Raw genomic sequence first — 15582 nt, 5'->3', positions numbered from 1 at the left:
GGGGGTCCGCATGACCGATAAGAACGACAACGAACAGCAGCCTGACGAGAACAATCCCTTCGGCAACATGTTCGGCATGTTCTTCGGACCCGGCGGCGGTGCAGGCTTCGGCGGCCCCGGCGGAGGATCCGGCGGCCAGCAGGGCATGCCCGGCGGGTTCCCGTTCGATCCGGCGATGCTCGGCGGGATCATGCAGCAGCTGCAGGAGATGATGAGCGGTGCCGGCGCCCAGAAGGCTGCGCTCAAGGCAGCTGAGGACAAGGTGCCGACTCCCGACCCGGATGTCAGTGAGGAGACTGTCGCTGCCAGCCGGGATGCGTTCCGAGTCGCTGAGCTGTGGCTGGCCGAGGTCACCGATCAGCCGGCCGGGATCGGAGACGCGCAGACGCTGACCCGCAAGGAATGGGTCCACCAGTCGCTGCCGGGCTGGGAGAAGTTCCTCGCCCCGGTGCAGACGAACATGACCCAGGCGCTGACGAGCACGATCGCCGAGCAGGCGCCCGAGGAGCTCAAGCCGATGCTCGCCGGTGCCTCGCAGATGTTCGCTTCGATGAGCAGCTCGATGTTCGGCGTGCAGCTCGGTGAGGCACTCGGCGGGCTCTCCGGTGAGGTGCTCACCTCAACGGACATCGGCCTGCCGCTGGTCGCCGGTGACAAGCCGGCGCTGGTGAACGCGAACATCGTCGGTGCCGCAGCCGAGCTCGACATCGACCCGAAGGAGCTGCGCATCTACCTGGCCGTGCGCGAACTCGCCCACCTGTGGCTGTTCAAGCGCGCCCCGTGGCTGGCCGGACACGTCGAGACGGCACTGGCGAAGTACGCCTCGGGCATCGAAGTCGATATGGGCCGCATCGAGGGACTCGCCGGGCAGATCGACCCGAGCAACCTGGAGCAGGTCAGCCAGGAGGTCCGCGAGGGCCTGTTCAACCCGCAGCAGACCCCCCAGCAGGCTGAGGCGCTTGAGCAGGTGCAGAATCTGCTGTCGGTCATCGCCGGCTGGGCTGATGTCGTCACCTACTCCGCCTGCGAGGCGCTGAGTGGCCGCGATGCGATCCGCGAAGCGCTGCATCGCCGGCTGGCCACCCAGAGCTCTGCCGATCGCCGGTTCGCTGAACTCGTCGGTCTCGAACTGGTGCCCACCCGTCTGCGCGATGCCGTGGCACTGTTCGGCTACCTGGAGCAGTCCGAAGGTGCTGAGGCCCGTGACCAGATCTTCACCCACCCGGATCTGCTGCCCACGGCCAAGGATCTCAATGATCCGCTCGGCTACCGGGAGCGCCGCCAGGAAGCCTGGTCGAGTGAGACCGAGATCGATGAGGCGCTCGAGAAGATCCTGAGCGAAGGCTCGGCTGAGAAGCCAGCCGCTGACGATGCTGACAGCAGTGACGACGCTGGCGATAACGGTGACAGCGGAACCGCCGGTGGCACCGATGCGGATGACGAGCGCTGATCGCACACTGAACGACTTCGCTGCCGAGCTGCGCAGCGCCGGACAGGCCCCGCAGGCCGAGTTTCTGCTCACTGCGGGGCCTGCCGCGTTGTCGAAGACTGCGGATCCGGATCACTTCACCGCCAGCTGCGTCGTCTTCGACCTCGCCGCCGATGATCGGCGGGTGCTTCTGCAGCGGCACCGCAAGACCGGCAAGTGGATGCAGTTCGGTGGTCACGTCGAGGCAGCCGATGCCTCTTTTGCTGCCGCAGCCGCACGCGAGCTGACCGAGGAGGCAGGTCTGCGCTCGTGGCGCTGGTTCTCCCCCGTGCCGGTATCGGTGACGTCGTATGCGCTCTCGGCCCAGCACGGCCGGTGTGCCCGTCACCGGGATGTGCTCTTCGCTGCAGATGTTTCCGAGCGCGAGGCTGTCAGCGTCTCGGTGGAGTCCCACGCGCTCGGCTGGTTCAGCCTCGATACGCTACCGGATCAGCTAATGCCCGACCTGACCGACCGGCTGCCGACGCTGTGGGATGCCGCTTGCCGGCTCGCAGAGCGCTGAGACACAGCCTGATCAGCTGGTGTGCCGGGCGGCGCCTTCTCCGTAGCTGAATCCCGACAGGAAGATGTCGGCGTCCTTGGTGCGCTCATAGCGGTCAGCCAGCGCATGGAAGGCCGGTGAGTGGTTGGGTTCGCGCAGGTGCGCAAGTTCGTGGACGAGCACCGCGTCAAGAACCCAGGCAGGCACCTCGCGCAGGCGGTTGGAGATTCGGATCTGGCCGGTGGCCGACGTCGTCGATCCGAAGCGGGTGCGCTGATTGGACACCCAGCGCACCGAGGTCGGGGCGATCCCATCGTCGAACAGGCGCGCATTCAGCTCAGCCGCGCGGGCTTCCAAGTCCTCGTCCCCTGGCGCCGGCACGGCAGCCCTGCGCTCTAAGCGCTCGATGAGCCGGGCGATCGAGGAGATGTTGCGCTCCAGGTCGAATCGGGCAGGCACGGCCAGCTGATAGCCGACGGGAGTCTTCGTCGCCGAGATCGTTTTGCGGCGTCTGGCTGAGCGCTTGAGGGTGATGGTGCCGTCACCGATCCCTGCCCGCACATCTGAGGCGTCCACGTTCTCTCCCCTCTTCCTCACACGGCTCTGCTGCCACTGGAGACATCCTCGCATGCCGCGCGGACATCACCACGGTGGCCGGGGCTCATCGACGGCGGCACGAGGGTGACGAGCACCACCCAGACCATGACCAACTGCCACAGTCGGCAGAGAATTCCAAGCCGCAACGCCGCAGTCATGAGCGTGGGAAAAATTTCTTGAGATTTCTTTGTGTCCACACCTCACCCAGGGGGTGATTCCTCATGTCAATCGGGACTTCTCGGCGTTTTGCCACACCTGAATCCGATGCACAATGCACACCGTTATCCACACAATCGACGTCAGTTCCCCGGCGTTTTCCACACACCGTGCACAGGGGGTGCTCGGCAGTCTGTTGACGTAGGCGCGGCAGGCGACATAGTTTGAGGAGTCAGACCCTCGGAAAACCCGAGATTCGTGGGCTGGGGGAAGGTTCACGAAACTCGCGAGCGGCTGAGGGCTTCGACCGGGCGAACAGCTCTGACGGCGTGCATTCCACGCCCCATGTCATGAGTGCGTTCGCCCGGTCTCATTTCTGTCTGGGCCCGTTTCTGCACGGAGTTTTCCACAATTGGCTCATCACCCTGTCGCTCCGTGCGTGCGTGAGCCTACGATGCCGATGAACAAGGGGGTTCACGGCATGAGATATCAGCTTTACCGATCGGTACCGGTTGTCTGGCGCAGCTCACGGTGCATCCAATTCGGCGTCGACTCTCCCGTGCTCATCGACGGGCTCACCGCAGCCGACACCGAACTTATCAATGCGATCCGGATGGGCATCAGCGCCCGTGACTTCGACGCCCGTGCCGCGCATCTCGATGTCAGCCCGGCTCGTGCTGCCTCACTGCTGTCACTCTTGACCGAAGCCGGTGTGCTCATGCCTGTCGAGCGCACCGCGTATCAGGCCAGCAGCACCACGCACGTCGATGCCTATGCCGCTCGGATCCGGGAGGAGCCCAGCTGCATCACCGGAAGGCTCACACGGCCCAGCGTGCTCGTCCTCGGGCCGCTGCGACGTGGGCTGCAGGCCCTGCTCGTCGCCGCCGGGATGCGCGCTGACATCATCGACCGGGCAGAGGATGCGCTGACGGCTGCTCAACCGCTCGTCGTGCTGACCGGTGCCTGGGTCGACGACGCGGTCGGTGCGGGGTTCCTCCATGAGCACGGGATCGACCACTGCCACCTGACCGTCGGGCAGGATCAGGCCCGTCTGTCCCATGTGATCCGGGCCCAGGACACTCCCTGCACCCGTTGTGCGATCGGCTTCCGCTGCGATGACGACGCCGACTGGTTCGGCAGCTGGCAGGCGCTCTGGCAGCAGGCTCCCTCCGCGTCGCTGCTCGATCCGGTGCTGTGCGCACTGGCGTATGCGCATCAGGCTGAGCGCGTCCGCGAGCACATTCTCCATCCCGGTCGTGTCGCCTCTGATCTCGTCATCTCCCCCAGCGGCGAGGTCGTCATCGAGACACCGGAGTTCCATTCCAGCTGTTCCTGCCGGGCAACCGTCCCGCAGGATCTGAGCCACGTGTGATCAGGAGCTGCTGTTGCCGCGCTGCTGGCGGACGATCTCGATGATCGCCTCACCGAACTGTTCCTGTTTGACCGGACCAATGCCCGGCACGCGGGCGAGCTCTTCCCGGTTCTGGGGTGCGACCTCGGCGACCATGTTGAGCGTTGCGTTCGTCAGCACCATGTAGGTAGGGATCTGGTTGTCCTCTGAGGCCTGTTTGCGCCAGTCCTTGAGCGCTTCGAGCAGCTGCGGGTCGATGACTCCTGGGCAGTCGCCGCAGCGCCCGATGCGGCGTTCGACGACGTTGACGAGGACCTTCTGGCACTTCTGGCAGTGCACTGTCTCTCCCCCGCGGGCCGTTCCGGCGGCCCGGCTGCGCCGCGCCTGCGGGACCTGGCGCGGCTGGTCTCCGCGCAGCTCGGCCAGGAAGCGTGATGGGCGCCGCGATCCAGCGCGGCCAGCGTGCCGGGCTTTCGACCAGCTGAGCCGCAGCTGCTTGCGTGCACGGGTGACCGCGACGTAGAGCAGGCGGCGCTCCTCGGCGATTTCGGCCGGCTCGCTGGCGTAGCTGATGGGCATGAGCCCTTCGCTTAAGCCCACGACGTGGACGCTGTCCCATTCCAGGCCCTTGGCCGCGTGCACAGAAGCCAATGTGACGCCGTTGATCGGCGGGGCGAACTGGTGCTCCTGCCGGTCGGCGAGCTCGGCGACGAACTTCTCCAAGGGCACCGGGACCTCGCTGTCGGCCTGCATCGCCTCGGCAAGGTCGACGATGGCAGCCAGCGATTCCCACTTCTCGCGCGCGGCGCCCACCCGCGATTCGCCGGTGGCAGTCCAGCCGGTGTTCTCCAGCACCTCGCGGACGACCTCGGGCAGCGGTTCCACGCCGCGGGTGCGGGTGGCGGCGGTGAGCATGACGAGGGCCTGCTTGACCTCGGGGCGGGCGAAGAACCGCTCTCCGCCGCGCAGCACGTAGGTGATGCCGCGGGCGGCGAGCGCCTCTTCGTATGCCTGGCTCTGGCCGTTGGTGCGGAACAGCACGGCGATGTCCTGGGCGGCGCGGCCGGCGGCGAGTTCTGCGGCGATGGCGTCTGCCACGGCTGCCGCTTCGGCCGGGTCGTCGCTGTATTCGAAGTACTGCACCGGGCCCATGCGCGGATGGGTGGCCTGGAGGACGAGTGCCCCGCGGCCGGTGTGGGCCAGCAGCCGGTTGGCGGTGTCGACGATGTCGGCACTCGAGCGGTAGTTGCGCACGAGTCGGACGGTCGAGGCGTTGGGCAGGTCCCGGCGCAGGCCGAGCAGGAATGAGTCGGTGGCGCCGGCGAAGGTGTAGATGGTCTGGGCGGGATCACCGACGACGCACAGGCTCTCGCGCTTGCCCAGCCAGCGGCGCAGCAGGTCGTACTGCAGCGGGGAGACGTCTTGGAACTCGTCGACGACGAAGCTGCTGTACTGGGAGTGGACTTTCGCGGCGATGTCCTCCCGGGTGCCGAGGACGCCGTTGAGGACGAGGAGGACGTCTTCGAAGTCGATGAGCCGGCGCCGTGACTTCGTCTCCGAGTAGGCGAGCATGATCCGCTCCATGCTGGCGACGTCGATGCCGTCGGGCAGCTCGCGGCCGCCTGCGGCATGCAGGTACTCCTCGATGCCGAGCAGGGAGGCTGCGGCGTATTCGATCTCGGCTGCGACATCGCGGACGACTTCGCGTTCGGGTTCGAAGCCGAGGCTTGCCATCGTCTGCGAGAGGACGCCGGCTTTGTGCGTGAGCAGGTCTGGGAACGGCCCTTCGGCAAAGGAGGACCAGAAGAACCGCAGCTGCCGCAACGCAGCCGAGTGGAAGGTGCGGGCCTGCACACTGGGCACGCCGAGGCTGCGCAGCCGGGAGCGCATCTCACCGGCGGCCTTCGACGTGAACGTCAGAGCGAGCACCTCGGTGGGACGGAACTGCCCGGTGTGCACCCCGTAGGCGATGCGGTGCGTCATCGCCCGCGTCTTTCCGGTGCCAGCACCGGCAAGGACGACGAGAGGGCCGTCGAAGTGCTCAGCGACCTGCCGCTGTTCGGGGTCGAGGGCAGCCAGCAGCTCGTCAGCTACCGGGCCCGAGGTGCCGGGGGCTGATGGCATGCTCGTGCGGCTCTGCCCGCGGGGCTGGGTGGGTGGTGGGTTCATGCGTTGTGCATCCACGCGGAGATGAGCTGGCCTGCGATCGACACACTGCCGGGCACCGAAACGGCGCCGGTGTCGACCTGCTCACGCAGCTCCTCGCGGGTGAACCAGCGCAGGCCTGAGATCTCGACGAGATCGGCCTGGAAGTCCAGCGTCTGGGCCTCGACGCTGAAGCCGAGCATGAGCGAGGCCGGGAACGGCCACGGCTGCGATCCCAAGTAGCGGGGATTGCGGCACGGCACGCGTGCTTCCTCCCAGACCTCGCGCAGCACGGCGTTCTCCAGGGTCTCTCCGGGTTCGACGAAGCCAGCCAGCACGGAGAAGCGGTCTTCGGGCCAGGCGGCGTTGCTGCCGAGCAGGAGGCGTTCAGTGCCATCGTCGTCGGTGTGCACGACGGCCATGATGACGGCTGGGTCGGTGCGTGGGAAGTGCTCGCTGCCGGCCTTAGGGTCCTTTCGCACCCAGCCGCCGCGCATCGGCACGGTCGGTGCGCCGTTGCGCGGAGAGTGCGTGTGCGTGCGGTGCCAGTTGCCCACTGCAACGAGCTCGCAGGCCAGTCCTGCGTCGCGGTCGCTGAGCGCTTCGGCGATCTCGCGCAGCGGCAGCCAGGTCGGTTCGGCCGCCTCGATGCCACTGGCCGGGGCGTCGAGGAAATCGACGGCGTCCCGGTCGCGCTGCCCGGCCAGTGAGAAGTCGATCGCGGCACGTCCCTCATCGGTGAGGTCGATGCCGATCCAGTGGGTTTCGGTGTCGTCGACGCCCAGGTAGATCTGGGTGGAGTCTTCCGGCACGTCTGCTTCGCTCACTGGGACCAGGCCGCCGGAGGCGACGAGCAGGTAGCCGCGGTGGGCGAGGATCCCGTGGACGCGCGAGCGCTGCCACAGCTCGGAGAGATCGCCGTCGGAACCGCGTGCCACGTCGTTGCGGTCGACGGCGCTGCGGGCAAGGCTGGCCGGCTGGAGCATCGGGAGGGGCTTCATGCGTTCCACTGTAGCGAAGGGCAGGGACATCTATTCGTGCGGTGGCCGCGCCTGTGGAGGAGGCGAACTTCTGCCACCGGGCGGCGGCATCGGAGTGTAGATCCACCAACCTCCGGGTGAGGACAGGTAGATTGGGTGACGTGGACACCTTGGGACTCAGGCTTGCAGCAATCGCAGCCGGACAGATCGCCGGTTTCGAACCGTCGCTGTGGACGAAGCTGCCGGATTTGCGTGGCCCGCGGGTGCTGCTCAGCGATGAGGATCGCTCGCTGGTCGTCAGCCTCATCCCCGACTCTGATGTGCCGGCCGCCCAGACCGAGGCGGTGGCCTGCGCTGTGCTGCGCAGCCTGCTGCCCGACACGCAGATCGGGTTCCCGCAGATCCTTGCCAGCGTTCAGGCCCCTGATGATCTGACCGAGGATGAGCGCACCTACGAGGTGCAGATCTCCGACCCGCTGGCCGGTACGCCTGCCACTCTTGAGGACTTCGCCGAATCGCAGCAGCTAGTCAGTTCCCTGGCCGACTTCCTCGCCGACCTGCACAACAGCGACACCGGTGCGGTCGCTGATGCTGGGCTCGTCGTCCATGATTCGGCCGAGCTGCGCGAACAGCTGCTGGCTGATCTCGATCGCGCCGCCGGCACCGGGCTTGTGCCTGCGGTGCTGCTGCAGCGCTGGGAGGACGCCCTGGAGAACGTCTCGACATGGCGGTTCCTGCCCTGCCCGATCCACGCAGCGCTGGCCCCAGAGGCGATTCGCGTCGAGGATGGGCGCATCACCAGCGTCAGCGACTTCTTCCGCTTCCGGGTCGGTGACCCGGCTGCCGACTTGGCGGCGGTGTCGACGTTCGTCGAGGGATCCCACTACGAGCACTTCCTCGACCGCTACCGCCAGCAGCGTGACATCAAGGATGCCGGTCTGCAGGCGCGCGCCGAGCTGCTGGCCGAACTGGCTGTCCTCGACTGGCTGCTGCTGGCAGTCGACACCGAGGATGAGGCCGCGAAGTCCGATGCGGTCGCACTGTTGAACTCACTTGCCGAGGTGGCGACAGCTGATGCCGAACAGCCCCGGCACGCCCAGCCGTACGAGTTCACCGACCGCGGTGAGACCCGGGCAGATGATCCAGCCGCCCCCGAAGATGAGGCCCCTGCAGCTGAGCCTGCAGAGGATACCCCTGCAGACGATGAGCCCGGCGACACCTCACCTGCTACGTCCGCGCCTGATCTGCAGCCGCGCGTCGAACCGCAGGTGCAGCGCAGCAGCGACGCCGATGCATTCCGTCCGGCAGCTGCTCCCGCACCTTTTGACGAGGGCTCGTCAGCCGATGTGCCGACTGAGCGCATCATGGACTTCGACGAACAACCGCAGGCGTCCAAAGATCGCCCCGAGAAGTCCTGACCACCACCTCAGAGCTCAAGCCGGGCGACGAGCTCTGACTCGCTCATGATGTGCGGGACAGTGATCTCCTGGTCATCACCGAGGAAGTAAAACCCGCATTCGATCCGCTCCGCATCAGCGAATGCGGGCATCTTCTGCACGGCCATCCGATAGATCGCCAGCTGAATCGCCCGGTCTGCCAGCTCGTCGTCACTGCGCGGGGATCGGCCGGTCTTCCAGTCGATGACGTAGTAGCCGCCGTCGATGGCGAAGATCGCGTCGATCTTGCCCGGCACTGTCACCGTGTGGCCGTCAGCGCCGGTGAGAGTGAGTTCGAAGGACTGCTCCACCGCAACCGGTTCGAGTGCTGCGAAGCGTGAGCGCTCGAACCGCCGGCACAGCTCGTCGAGCTGCTCATGCAGGTATGCCGGCAGTGTCACAGTGTTCGGATCGTCGTCAAGGTCACTCAGCGCCGCCTGGCCATAGAAGTTCTCCACCCAGGCATGGAAGGCCGTGCCGAGCCCGGCGGCGTGGGATGGGCCCTGCGGCATGGGGCGCCTGAGTTCCCGGCGATAGGCCTGCGGGTCCTCTGCCAGCTGCACGAGCCCGGTGGCTGAGAGCCGGCTCGGTAGCGGGAACTCCTCTGCCTGCTGGGCCCGCTCTGCCTGCAGTGCCAGCGCCATCTGAGCGAGAGCGGCGATCTCGGCAGCTGCGCTGTCATCCTCGTCGGGGTGAGATTCAGCCAGTTGTTCGAGCTCGGGTTTCAATCGCAGGGCGGCGGCGAACATCCCGGTCAGTTCGGCTCGTCGCGCAGCTTCCGCCGTATCGGCTCGTTTCGGCCACTCGACGGAGATCGCCTCACCTTCTGGGCGTTCAGTGTCGTCGTCTCCGGGGTTGAGGACCTCGTCGGGATCAAGGTTGAGGACCTCGGCCGCCTCGTGCAGGAATGGGGAGAACTCATTCTTCTTCTGCCGAGTGGTGAAGAGGCTGCCACCGAGCCACAGCTGCTGTTTCGCCCGTGTCACTGCGACATATCCGATGCGGCGTTCCTCGATGGCGTGGTGCAGGTTGAGCTGCTCTTTCAACTCGGACTTCTGGTACGCCTCAATGTCCTCTTCGGTGGCGAATCGGGAGTCGGTGAGGTCGAAGCGGGGAATGTGGTGCCGGTCTCCGCGCAGCGGGTACGGCAGCATGCCACCGGAGAGCCACGCCTTGGTGCTGGGCAGCGTGGTCGGCATGTCCCCCTCTGTCAGGTGCGGGATGGCGACAATGTCGAATCCCAGCCCTTTCGACCCGTGGACGGTCATGATGGTGATAGCACCCTCGGCGGCCGGTTCCTCGGGCATGCTCAGTGACTGCTCGGCGTCCATGATCGTCAGCCAGGTGAGGAACTCAGCGAGTGATCCCACCGGGTTCTGTGACACGAAGTCACTTGTCAGGGAGATGAAAGCATCGACGGACTTCTCATGGTTTGCCCGTGCTGCTTCCGGCAGCGATTCGATCTCTGTGTCGATGTCGAGTTCGACGATCGCAGTACGGACGAGACCGGGCACGGTGACGGCCAGGCGCCTGAGGTGGCGCAGGCTCTCCGCCAGGCGGATGAGCCGGCGGGTTGCCGTCTCACTGAGCTTGGATCTGCGCCAGTCAGCGACGACCGGGGAACCTTGGACGTTCTCGGAGCCGTCGAGGGCAGGGCTGACAGCGATGAGGTCATCAACGGCTTCGATGATCCCGACGGTGACAACGCCCGTGTCATCCGCGGTGGACACACCGGTCTCACCATCACCAGCCTCGGCACCGGCAGCGCTCTGACTGGCCTCGAAGACCTGCTGGGCGCGCTCATTGCGGGACTTGGCGAACCGGTGCAGCGCGGCGATATCGGCAGCACCGAGTGCGCAGCTGCGCCCGCTGATGAGCCGCATGAGCTCAGTGCCGGCGTTCGGGTCGGCCACCGCGTGCAAAGCCGCATGAATATCGGCGACGTAGGTGTCTTCGAGCAGTCCGTCGGCACCTGCGATGTGCACCTCGAAGCCGGCACTCTCGAGCGCGTTGGCCGTTGCAGTCAGGAACGAGCGTTTACGGCACAAAACCGCGCGCTGAGGTGGGTCGGTCTTCCCGCTGGCGTACCAGGTCTCGGTGGCAGTGTGCATGAAGTCGACGAGTTCTGCCATGAGATCGGTGCCGTAGGTCTGGTCGACCTCTCCGATGGTCGAGACGACGTGTGTCTGGCCATCACCGGCACCGGGCCGAGGCCGCAGCACGTCCTTCTCGTCGTATTCGGGCAGATCCTCGGAGATCCGGTTGGCCACCGCGAGGATGCTCTTGTCGTTGCGCCAGCCGATGCTGAGCGTCCGCACGTGTGCATCGGCGACCGCTTGCTGCTCGCCTCCCTGGCCGGTTGCCGGCAGCTGGCGCTGGAACCGTTTCGGGAAGTCGCTGATGTTACGGGCGGAGGCTCCGCGCCAGGCGTAGATCGACTGCCGGGGGTCACCGACGGCCATGACGTTCTTGCCGTTGAACAGCAGCTGCAGCAGCTGGAACTGGGAGTCCGAGGTGTCCTGGTATTCGTCGAGCATGATGGCATCCCACCGGCTGCGCTCAATCGGCAGGATGCGCCCATCAGGCCGGCTCATAATGTCGTGGGCGTACTTCACCTGGTCGGAGAACTCCATGGCCGAGGTCTCCCGTTTGGCTGCCAGAAACCGTTCGGCCAGTACGGTGACTTTCCGCTTGTCCAACAGCTGTTCGAGAACAGTGTCTTTGCGCAGAGCGATGATCCGCTCGGCGAGCTCATTACGTGCCGCCAGGTTGGTGTGGCTTTTGCCTGCTCTGCCAACGCCAGCCTCGTCGGCTAGCGCCCACAGTTCGGCGATGACGCCGTCCTTCTCTTCCTTGCGTAGGGACCGTCCGCGCCGGATCTTCGTGAAGTACCACGTCAGCCCGGCTTCGCCGAGCAGGTGGTCGATGCAGGCGTCCAGGTATTCAAGCACGCTCTGCGGTGTCTGCAGGTGCTCGTTGATCTGCCCTGCCATCTCGCGGACCCGGGTGATGAGAGCCGTGCGAGGGACGTTGGCGGGGATCTCGTGCGGTTCGGCGGCGAGTACGATCTGCTCGGCCAGCCGGATCGATCCGGCCGCATCGAGGACTGAGGAGTCGGATTCGATGCCGATCGCCAGGCCGTAGTCGCTGACGAGCGAGGCGGCATAGGAGTTGTAGGTCGAGATCGTCGGCATCTCGAAATCAGCGATCCGGCCAGCACCGAGCCCGGGCCCGGTGCTAGCAGGCCGGGCGCGGCGGAAGGTGCGCACGAACGCCCAGATCCGCTCGGTCAGCTCACCGACGGCTTTGCGCGTGAATGTCAGGCCGAGGATGCGCTGCGGGTCGGCGTGGCCATTGGCGATGAGCCACAGCACGCGCAGCGCCAGCGTCTCGGTTTTACCGGAGCCGGCACCGGCGATGATGACGGTCGGTTCGAGTTCGGCTTCGATGATCTTCGCCTGCTCGTCGGTCGGCGGGTGCACTCCGACGATCTCGGCGAGTGCGGCAGCACTGTACTGCGCTTTCATGCGTGTGCCTCCTCGTTGTCGCTGTCCATCACGGCCGGGCATGAGCTGCGCACCGGGCAGAACCGGCAGGCATCCGGGGACGGGGTGGCTGGGAAGTACGCCGAGCGCATCTGCCGGGCGGTCTCGACGACCATCCGGCCGGCCCAGCTGTATCCGTCAGGGCTTTCGTCGTCAGTCTGGAGAGCGGGTTGTTCGCGGGTGGTGGGCTTCTGTTTGCGCAGGAACACCAGTTCAGCTCCAGCTGGCGTGTCGTGCACCTGACTGCCGTCGGTCAGTTCGACCGTCCCGCTCGGGTGTGCCAGAGCTGCCTGATAGGTGCCCAGCTGCGGATGCTCGGGCAGGTCCTTGTGCGGTGTCGGGTTCTTGCCGGTCTTGAAGTCGATGACATACAGGCCGCGTCCGTCGACGAGCTGCTCGATGCGGTCGATCCGGCCGCGGATCTGCCACGGTCCGCCCTGTTCGGGATCGTTCTCTACGGCGCTGACGCTGGCTTCGACTCCGACGAGGGTGCCTTCGCTGCGGCGCGCGCGCAGGTAGGTGCTGAGGTTGTCGACCATGCCGGCGATCGCGTCGTATTCGCGTTCGCGTTCCCACTCGGCGTCGAACTCGAGCTGGGCGAACTTCTCTTCGAACGCCTGCTGCATGCCCAGCAGGTCCCCGTCCGGGAATTCCTCGGCCAGCTCGTGGATGAGCGTGCCGGTCGTCTGTGCCTGTGTGGCTGCGGTGTCGCCGGCGTGCCGGGAGAGGAACCACTGCAGTGGGCAGGTCGCGAACGTCTCCATCGTCGACGGGCTGAGGGTGACGATCTCATCTGCTGCCCGGATCGGGTCCTGTGAGCTGCGCTCATACCAGCGCTGCCATGTCGCGGTGTCGGCCTCACTGATGTATGCGCGTGTGAGTGCTGCGAGCAGCTGCGCCCACTGCTGCTGGTCCTCAGCCGTTTCCGCTGTTTCGAAGCGGTGCCGGGCGTGGGCTGCGATCGAGCGGATGCTCAGCTGCTGGGTGGCAAGCTCAGCAGCAGGTTCGGCATCGGCAGCCGCGGCGGTCGACACCGCATCGGCGTGGTCTGCACCGTCTTCGGGGTCCGGGCGCAGGAGTGTGAAGAAGCCGCTGGGGCTCGACTCGCCGTCAGCGAGGGCGGTGATGAGCAGGTGGGTCTGTGCCCGGGACAGCGCGGCGAGCAGCAGCCGGGCCTCATCGCGGATGACCGCGCGTCGTCGCTGCGCGAAGCGGGCCGCGCGGGCGGTGGCGCTGTCGGTCTCCGGGGTTCCGGCTGGCAGGCGCCCGTCGAGGGCGTCGCAGAGGTCGGCGGTGTCGAAGATCGAGCCGCGGATCTTCGGGTTGGGCCACTGGCCGTCGTTGACATCGGCGACGATGACGGCCGTGAAGTCGAGGTGGGCGACACCGGCCGGTGAGTCGACGACGACCATGTCGCCGTAGTGCTGGCGGGCCAGTGAGTCCTGTGCGAAGTCCTGGTCGAGGACCTTGAGCGCGAAGCTGTGCGCGGGCATCGCATCGCGGCCGCTGTAGCGCTCGGCCAGCGTCATGAGCCGGATGACGGCGTCGAGCCGGTCGTTGAGTGGGTGCGTCGGCTGGGATGCGGCGACCGGTTCCCAGCGACGGGCCGCGTCGGAGGTCTCCCACAGCTGCCACAATGCCGTGTGCGGGTCGGTGCCGCGCACCTCGTCAGCGGTGCTCAGCAGCCGGTGGACCATCGCCAGCTCCCCGGGCAGCTGCTCGGCAGGATAGGTGCGCAATGCAGTGAGCAGCGCGTTGTCGGCACTGCCGGTGAGGACGGCGAGTTCGCGTTCGAGACCGCGCACGGCCAGCGCGTCGACGCCGCCGTAGACGCCGGTGAGCAGCTCGCGGGCGACGGCTTCGACGGCGATGTCGTCATCACGGTCAAGGTCGAGCAGCCGCAGCAGCGGGGCGGTGGCTGGGTCGGCGGCCAGCGACATGCTGCTGCCGGCGACCGGGATGCCCAGGTGCTCGAGTTCCTGCCGCAGCGCCGTGGCGGTGCCTGCAGTGCGGCACAGCACCGCACAGTCCGACCAGTCCAGGCCTGCGTCATGGTGCCAGCGCCTGAGTGTCCGGGCGATTCCGCGGGTGCGTTCGGCGGCACTGGGGAACACCGTGAACTCCGCTGGTGCGCTTGCTCCCGGCTCACCGGGTTGTGCGACTGCTTCTGCCGTCCGGTCGGGAATCGGCAGATGCCCATAGGCCTGTTCGGCCGACATCGCGGAGGCGAAGCTATGCCACAGCGGTGCCAGTGCACCGGCACCGCGGCAGGCCGGGTCGAGTGGATCGAGGGTGAGCACGAGGCTGCCACCGGGCCCGGCGAGCGCCCCGCCGGTGGTCTCCTGGCGGGCGGCGTGGCGCAACAAAAGGCCGGTCGCCCCGCGGAACGCCTGGGTCGTCGTATCCGGTGAGGCGGTCAGCAAGATCCGGCAGCCTAAGGCGACCAGGCACTGCAGCACCGACAGTGCGCCGTCGGGCAGGTCCTGGGCGGCATCGACGAGGACGAAGCGCGGCACCGGCTGGCCGGGCTGTTCGCTGGCCGGCCGGCCGGGCACCGAGAAGTCCCAGTGGCTGCCGGCCCGCACCCCGCGGGTGTCCTGCTCGATGAGGATGCTCGTCGCCTCGGTGAGCACACTGGCGGTGTCGACGCCGCTGAAGCCGGGGAACGAGTTGAGCTCCAGGTACTCGCGCATCATGACAGCCAGCACCTCCCACTCCCCTCGCCCGTGGGCCGCAGCGGCTGCGAACACCTCACCGGGGTCGAGTGTGCGGGCCATGACTTCGTTGAGGGCTTCGCGCAGCTGGTCGCGGAAGCCGCGGGTGGCCCGCACCTCAGCGCTCAGGTGCTCCGTCCAGGCAGGCGCGGGAATGAGACCGGATTCGTATCCCTCGAGCATGTCGGCAAGGAAGGCGTCCTGTTCGGCCCCGGAGATGAACCGCGACTGCCGGCCCTCGGCGGCACCGCTGAGCGCGCTGACGAGCCCGAAGGCGAAGGAGTGGATGCTGCGTGCGGCAGGTGCTGAGCGGATTCCGTCGCGGCCGGGCCCGAGGCGGTCGCGCAGCAGAGTGGCGTGGTCGCGGTTGGGGGTGAGCACGAGGATGTCGTCGGCTCCGACGCCCGGTGTCGCAGCGAGCTGTTCGAACACTGTGCAGACAAGCGTCGTCTTCCCGGTTCCCGGCGCTCCGATGACTGTGATATTGCACCCAGAATGGGTGTCTCGCAGCTCACGTACGCACCGCTCGATGACGGCACCCAATTCAGACGTGGAACCGGCTCCGTCCCTGGTGGTGTGCGGCGTGTGCTCATCTCCCGTTGCGACCATGGCTTCATTGAAGCACAGCCCACTGACATCGCCGGGTTCACGCCGGAGGCGTCTTCGCCTGCCCCTGCCGCATAACTGT

9 protein-coding genes are annotated in these 15582 nt (G+C 66.9%); 4 read left to right on the top strand and 5 right to left on the bottom strand.

All coding sequences use genetic code 11. The annotated features are described in order from the left end of the window. Positions 1-10: 10 nt before the first annotated feature. Both B4E96_RS08310 and B4E96_RS08305 read left to right on the top strand, forming a co-directional pair. Complete coding sequence (locus tag B4E96_RS08310) at positions 11-1450, top strand: zinc-dependent metalloprotease (RefSeq protein WP_286957135.1); 1440 nt, start codon at positions 11-13, stop codon at positions 1448-1450. After that, a complete protein-coding gene (locus B4E96_RS08305) occupies positions 1431-1991 on the top strand; it encodes an NUDIX domain-containing protein (RefSeq protein WP_286957134.1) in 561 nt (186 codons plus the stop codon). The genes B4E96_RS08310 and B4E96_RS08305 overlap by 20 nt, the downstream gene beginning before the upstream one ends. Before the next feature lie 12 nt (positions 1992-2003). On the opposite strand, the gene B4E96_RS08300 is transcribed toward B4E96_RS08305, so the two are convergent. Beyond that, complete coding sequence (locus tag B4E96_RS08300) at positions 2004-2546, bottom strand: M48 family metallopeptidase (protein ID WP_286957132.1); 543 nt, start codon at positions 2544-2546, stop codon at positions 2004-2006. Between the two features lie 658 nt (positions 2547-3204). Here B4E96_RS08300 and B4E96_RS08295 point away from each other — a divergent pair. Then, on the top strand, positions 3205-4095 hold the full coding sequence (locus tag B4E96_RS08295) for a hypothetical protein (protein ID WP_146004392.1): 891 nt from the start codon (positions 3205-3207) through the stop codon (positions 4093-4095). Here the strand turns inward: B4E96_RS08295 and B4E96_RS08290 are convergent, their stop codons facing one another. Both B4E96_RS08290 and nudC read right to left on the bottom strand, forming a co-directional pair. Further along, positions 4096-6243, bottom strand: a complete 2148-nt coding sequence (locus B4E96_RS08290) for an ATP-dependent DNA helicase UvrD2 (protein WP_349680648.1) — start codon at positions 6241-6243, stop codon at positions 4096-4098. Further along, entirely contained in the window at positions 6240-7220 is a 981-nt protein-coding gene (gene nudC / locus B4E96_RS08285; protein WP_286957131.1) for an NAD(+) diphosphatase, read from the bottom strand. Before nudC ends, B4E96_RS08290 begins: the two co-directional genes overlap by 4 nt. 140 nt (positions 7221-7360) lie before the next feature. On the opposite strand from nudC, the gene B4E96_RS08280 reads away from it, so the two are divergent. After that, positions 7361-8617 (top strand): phosphotransferase, encoded by a 1257-nt coding sequence (locus tag B4E96_RS08280; RefSeq protein ID WP_286957129.1) that lies wholly within the window; start codon positions 7361-7363, stop codon positions 8615-8617. A gap of 8 nt (positions 8618-8625) precedes the next feature. Here the strand turns inward: B4E96_RS08280 and B4E96_RS08275 are convergent, their stop codons facing one another. Both B4E96_RS08275 and B4E96_RS08270 read right to left on the bottom strand, forming a co-directional pair. Then, the gene (locus tag B4E96_RS08275; RefSeq protein WP_286957128.1) at positions 8626-12162 is read right to left on the bottom strand and encodes an ATP-dependent helicase; all 3537 of its coding nucleotides are present in this window, start codon (positions 12160-12162) and stop codon (positions 8626-8628) included. Next, on the bottom strand, positions 12159-15503 hold the full coding sequence (locus B4E96_RS08270; protein WP_286957127.1) for a UrvD/REP family ATP-dependent DNA helicase: 3345 nt from the start codon (positions 15501-15503) through the stop codon (positions 12159-12161). Before B4E96_RS08270 ends, B4E96_RS08275 begins: the two co-directional genes overlap by 4 nt. Positions 15504-15582: the final 79 nt, after the last annotated feature.

Origin of the sequence: Brevibacterium sp. UBA7493, assembly GCF_002479565.1 — a bacterium.
Taxonomy (GTDB): Bacteria; Actinomycetota; Actinomycetes; order Actinomycetales; family Brevibacteriaceae; genus Brevibacterium; species Brevibacterium luteolum.
This window is presented reverse-complemented; position numbering and strand designations above follow the sequence as displayed.

Excerpts from the sequence above, each read along its gene's own strand:
- B4E96_RS08275 (WP_286957128.1), bottom strand. The coding sequence starts at position 12,162 with ATGAAAGCGCAGTACAGTGCTGCCGCACTCGCCGAGATCGTCGGAGTG.
- B4E96_RS08310 (WP_286957135.1), top strand. The coding sequence starts at position 11 with ATGACCGATAAGAACGACAACGAACAGCAGCCTGACGAGAACAATCCC.
- B4E96_RS08305 (WP_286957134.1), top strand. The coding sequence starts at position 1,431 with ATGCGGATGACGAGCGCTGATCGCACACTGAACGACTTCGCTGCCGAG.
- nudC (WP_286957131.1), bottom strand. The coding sequence starts at position 7,220 with ATGAAGCCCCTCCCGATGCTCCAGCCGGCCAGCCTTGCCCGCAGCGCC.
- B4E96_RS08270 (WP_286957127.1), bottom strand. The coding sequence starts at position 15,503 with ATGGTCGCAACGGGAGATGAGCACACGCCGCACACCACCAGGGACGGA.
- B4E96_RS08295 (WP_146004392.1), top strand. The coding sequence starts at position 3,205 with ATGAGATATCAGCTTTACCGATCGGTACCGGTTGTCTGGCGCAGCTCA.
- B4E96_RS08290 (WP_349680648.1), bottom strand. The coding sequence starts at position 6,243 with ATGAACCCACCACCCACCCAGCCCCGCGGGCAGAGCCGCACGAGCATG.